The sequence below is a fragment of the Leifsonia sp. Y862 genome, assembly GCF_057669585.1.
On sequence record NZ_JBYHFR010000005.1, the window covers coordinates 1 to 5,584 of the forward strand.

At 53.1% G+C, this 5,584-nt stretch carries 2 rRNA genes; both read right to left on the bottom strand.

From position 1 onward, the window contains the following. Positions 1-83: 83 nt before the first annotated feature. A 23S ribosomal RNA gene (locus AC25Z0_RS17250) occupies positions 84-3,211 on the bottom strand. 578 nt (positions 3,212-3,789) lie between these two features. Further along, positions 3,790-5,312: ribosomal RNA gene (locus AC25Z0_RS17255) — 16S ribosomal RNA — on the bottom strand. The 16S and 23S rRNA genes sit together here, the layout of an rRNA operon. Positions 5,313-5,584: the final 272 nt, after the last annotated feature.

Below are 5,584 nucleotides of genomic sequence, written 5' to 3' on the forward strand. Positions count from 1 at the left end.
TTTTGTTCCCGTAGGAACGTTGTTCTCGACCGTACATCGAGAACCACATAGTGGACGCAAGCAGCTTCGTATTCAAACAAAGTGTTATCAAATTATCGGCTTATTAGTACCGGTCAGCTCCGAGAGTCTTTAGTCCTCTCTTCCACATCCGGCCTATCAACGCAGTAGTCTAGCTGCGAGCCTCTCCCCCGAAGGGTTGGAAATCTCATCTTGAAGCCGGCTTCCCGCTTAGATGCTTTCAGCGGTTATCCGTTCCGAACGTAGCTAATCAGCGGTGCTCCTGGCGGAACAACTGACACACCAGAGGTTCGTCCATCCCGGTCCTCTCGTACTAGGGATAGATCTTCTCAAATTTCCTGCGCGCGCAGCGGATAGGGACCGAACTGTCTCACGACGTTCTAAACCCAGCTCGCGTACCGCTTTAATGGGCGAACAGCCCAACCCTTGGGACCTACTCCAGCCCCAGGATGCGACGAGCCGACATCGAGGTGCCAAACCATGCCGTCGATATGGACTCTTGGGCAAGATCAGCCTGTTATCCCCGAGGTACCTTTTATCCGTTGAGCGACAGCGCTTCCACAAGCCACTGCCGGATCACTAGTCCCGACTTTCGTCCCTGCTCGACTTGTCAGTCTTACAGTCAAGCTCCCTTGTGCACTTACACTCGACACCTGATTGCCAACCAGGTTGAGGGAACCTTTGGGCGCCTCCGTTACTTTTTAGGAGGCAACCGCCCCAGTTAAACTACCCACCAGGCACTGTCCCTGAACCGGATCACGGTTCGAAGTTAGATATCCAATATGACCAGAGTGGTATTTCAACAATGACTCCACCTGAACTAGCGTCCAAGCTTCACAGTCTCCCACCTATCCTACACAAGCCACACCGAACACCAATACCAAGCTGTAGTAAAGGTCACGGGGTCTTTCCGTCCTGCTGCGCGTAACGAGCATCTTTACTCGTAGTGCAATTTCGCCGAGTTCGCGGTTGAGACAGCTGGGAAGTCGTTACGCCATTCGTGCAGGTCGGAACTTACCCGACAAGGAATTTCGCTACCTTAGGATGGTTATAGTTACCACCGCCGTTTACTGGGGCTTAAATTCTCAGCTTCGCCTTGCGGCTAACCGTTCCTCTTAACCTTCCAGCACCGGGCAGGCGTCAGTCCGTATACATCGTCTTGCGACTTGGCACGGACCTGTGTTTTTAGTAAACAGTCGCTTCCCACTGGTCTCTGCGGCCTTCAAACGCTCCAGGAGTAAATCCCTTCACGCCTCAGGCCCCCCTTCTCCCGAAGTTACGGGGGCATTTTGCCGAGTTCCTTAACCACGATTCTCTCGATCTCCTTAGTATTCTCTACCTGATCACCTGAGTCGGTTTGGGGTACGGGTGACTAAAACCTCGCGTCGATGCTTTTCTTGGCAGCATAGGATCACTGATTTCGCCCTTACGGGCTACCCATCGGGTCTCAGCCTTATATGAGAGACGGATTTGCCTATCTCTCGGCCTACATCCTTAGACCGGGACAACCATCGCCCGGCTCAGCTACCTTCCTGCGTCACACCTGTTAATACGCTAACCGCACCAGCATAGGGTCGCACGCTAGGCCTCACGCTTCACCCCGAAGGGATCCATCTAGAGGATTCAGATGCTTAGCATTACTGGATTAGTTTGGGCGGTTTTTCGTCAGTACGGGAATATCAACCCGTTGTCCATCGACTACGCCTGTCGGCCTCGCCTTAGGTCCCGACTTACCCAGGGCGGATTAGCCTGGCCCTGGAACCCTTGATCTTTCGGAGGACGGGTTTCTCACCCGTCTTTCGCTACTCATGCCTGCATTCTCACTCGTGTAGCCTCCACGGCTGGTTTACACCGCCGCTTCGCTGGCCACACGACGCTCTCCTACCCATCAACACGGCTGAACCAACCACACAAGGTGGCGGCTTACCAAAAATATCAATGCCACAACTTCGGTGGCGTGCTTGAGCCCCGTTACATTGTCGGCGCGGAATCACTTGACCAGTGAGCTATTACGCACTCTTTCAAGGGTGGCTGCTTCTAAGCCAACCTCCTGGTTGTCTGTGCAACTCCACATCCTTTCCCACTTAGCACGCGCTTTGGGACCTTAGTTGGTGGTCTGGGTTGTTTCCCTCTCGACGATGAAGCTTATCCCCCACCGTCTCACTGCTGCGCTCTCACTTACCGGCATTCGGAGTTTGGCTAACGTCAGTAACCTTTTAGGGCCCATCGGCTATCCAGTAGCTCTACCTCCGGCAAGAAACACGCAACGCTGCACCTAAATGCATTTCGGAGAGAACCAGCTATCACGAAGTTTGATTGGCCTTTCACCCCTATCCACAGCTCATCCCCTCCATTTTCAACTGAAGTGGGTTCGGTCCTCCACGACGTCTTACCGTCGCTTCAACCTGGCCATGGATAGATCACTTCGCTTCGGGTCTAGGACATGCGACTCAATCGCCCTATTAAGACTCGCTTTCGCTACGCATTCCCCTCTCGGGTTAAGCTCGCCACATATCACTAACTCGCAGGCTCATTCTTCAAAAGGCACGCTGTCACCAGTACAAGCTGGCTCCAACGGTTTGTAAGCAAACGGTTTCAGGTACTATTTCACTCCCCTCCCGGGGTACTTTTCACCTTTCCCTCACGGTACTTGTTCACTATCGGTCATGTAGGAGTATTTAGGCTTATCAGGTGGTCCTGACAGATTCACACGGGATTTCTCGGGCCCCGTGCTACTTGGGATACTTCTCGCGCCATTAGAACATTTCGACTACGGGGTTCGCACCCTCTATGACCAGGCTTTCAATCCTGTTCGTCTATATTCCTCTGTAACGCTCACTGTTCGGCAGAATCAGTAGAAAAGTCCCGCAACCCCGACCATGCAACGCCTGCCGGCTATCACACATGATCGGTTTAGCCTCTTCCGGGTTCGCTCGCCACTACTAACGGAATCACTGTTGTTTTCTCTTCCTGTGGGTACTGAGATGTTTCACTTCCCCACGTTCCCTCTACCCGCCCTATATATTCAGGCGGGAGTCACCAGGTCACCTTACGGGCCTGGCGGGGTTTCCCCATTCGGACATCCTCGGATCAAAGTTCGTTTATCAACTCCCCGAGGCTTATCGCAGATTACTACGTCCTTCTTCGGCTCTACATGCCAAGGCATTCACCGTTTGCTCTTAGAAATTTGAAATCACATGAGTTTGAATCGAATTAAGTATCACGAATAAATTCGCGATCGAAATTGACCAATGATGAGCCAACAAACACCCCGACAAGTCGGTTCATTCGCTGGCTCGTCTTTGTAATTTGAAGCCCGAAGGCTCAAATTTAAGATGCTCGCGTCCACTGTGTAGTTCTCAAAGTACGGGCGGTACCCTCCCCCATCCGCGGCTGCAAGCAGCTCGACTGCGAATGAGACAAGGCCCAGAGGTTCAGTCCAACCCGAAGGTTGTTCCGGTCCCTCAGGACCCAACAGCGTGCAACATGCAAACCCTCACCCACCAAACCGTTCCAACCACTTCCGAAGAAGAAGCGTACTGAGTTCAATAAGTTCCTGTTTGCATCAATGTCAATGTTCCACCCATGAGCGTCATCCAACCCGAACAGGTTGGTATGACTGTCAGCTGTTATCTCCCTGTATANTCAATAAGTTCCTGTTTGCATCAATGTCAATGTTCCACCCATGAGCGTCATCCAACCCGAACAGGTTGGTATGACTGTCAGCTGTTATCTCCCTGTATACAGAGGAGAGCTGAACGTGCTCCTTAGAAAGGAGGTGATCCAGCCGCACCTTCCGGTACGGCTACCTTGTTACGACTTAGTCCTAATCACCGATCCCACCTTCGACAGCTCCTTCCCTTACGGGTTAGGCCACCGGCTTCGGGTGTTACCGACTTTCATGACTTGACGGGCGGTGTGTACAAGGCCCGGGAACGTATTCACCGCAGCGTTGCTGATCTGCGATTACTAGCGACTCCGACTTCATGAGGTCGAGTTGCAGACCTCAATCCGAACTGAGACCGGCTTTTTGGGATTCGCTCCACCTTACGGTATTGCAGCCCTTTGTACCGGCCATTGTAGCATGCGTGAAGCCCAAGACATAAGGGGCATGATGATTTGACGTCATCCCCACCTTCCTCCGAGTTGACCCCGGCAGTATCCCATGAGTTCCCACCATTACGTGCTGGCAACATAGGACGAGGGTTGCGCTCGTTGCGGGACTTAACCCAACATCTCACGACACGAGCTGACGACAACCATGCACCACCTGTTTACGAGTGTCCAAAGAGTTGACCATTTCTGGCCCGTTCTCGTATATGTCAAGCCTTGGTAAGGTTCTTCGCGTTGCATCGAATTAATCCGCATGCTCCGCCGCTTGTGCGGGCCCCCGTCAATTCCTTTGAGTTTTAGCCTTGCGGCCGTACTCCCCAGGCGGGGAACTTAATGCGTTAGCTGCGACACGGAGACCGTGGAATGGTCCCCACATCTAGTTCCCAACGTTTACGGCATGGACTACCAGGGTATCTAATCCTGTTCGCTCCCCATGCTTTCGCTCCTCAGCGTCAGTTACGGCCCAGAGATCTGCCTTCGCCATCGGTGTTCCTCCTGATATCTGCGCATTCCACCGCTACACCAGGAATTCCAATCTCCCCTACCGCACTCTAGTCTGCCCGTACCCACTGCAGGCTGGAGGTTGAGCCTCCAGTTTTCACAGCAGACGCGACAAACCGCCTACGAGCTCTTTACGCCCAATAATTCCGGACAACGCTTGCACCCTACGTATTACCGCGGCTGCTGGCACGTAGTTAGCCGGTGCTTTTTCTGCAGGTACCGTCACTTTCGCTTCTTCCCTACTAAAAGAGGTTTACAACCCGAAGGCCGTCGTCCCTCACGCGGCGTTGCTGCATCAGGCTTTCGCCCATTGTGCAATATTCCCCACTGCTGCCTCCCGTAGGAGTCTGGGCCGTGTCTCAGTCCCAGTGTGGCCGGTCACCCTCTCAGGCCGGCTACCCGTCGTCGCCTTGGTGAGCCATTACCTCACCAACTAGCTGATAGGCCGCGAGCTCATCCTTGACCAAAATTCTTTCCACCCCCAGGAGATGCCTCCGAGGGTCGTATCCGGTATTAGACGTCGTTTCCAACGCTTATCCCAGAGTCAAGGGCAGATTGCTCACGTGTTACTCACCCGTTCGCCACTAATCCAAAGAGCAAGCTCTTCTTCATCGTTCGACTTGCATGTGTTAAGCACGCCGCCAGCGTTCGTCCTGAGCCAGGATCAAACTCTCCGTAAATGTTTGATTGACTAACCAGCAAGCTGGCGTCACATCTAGTGTGTCTCACCGCCGGAATGGGCGGGAAAGACACAAGTTTGAAACTGACAGAACAAATCATTACTGACTTGCTTTGTTGTTTAAATGTTTTCCAAAGGAATCTCATACGCGGTACTCCCTAGAAAGGAGCCCTACGAACGAGGTTTTTGGCATTTGACATTGTGCACGCTGTTGAGTTCTCAAGGATCGGACGCACCCGACTTCAGGCCTTACGGCTGTCGCTCCGGGGCAAC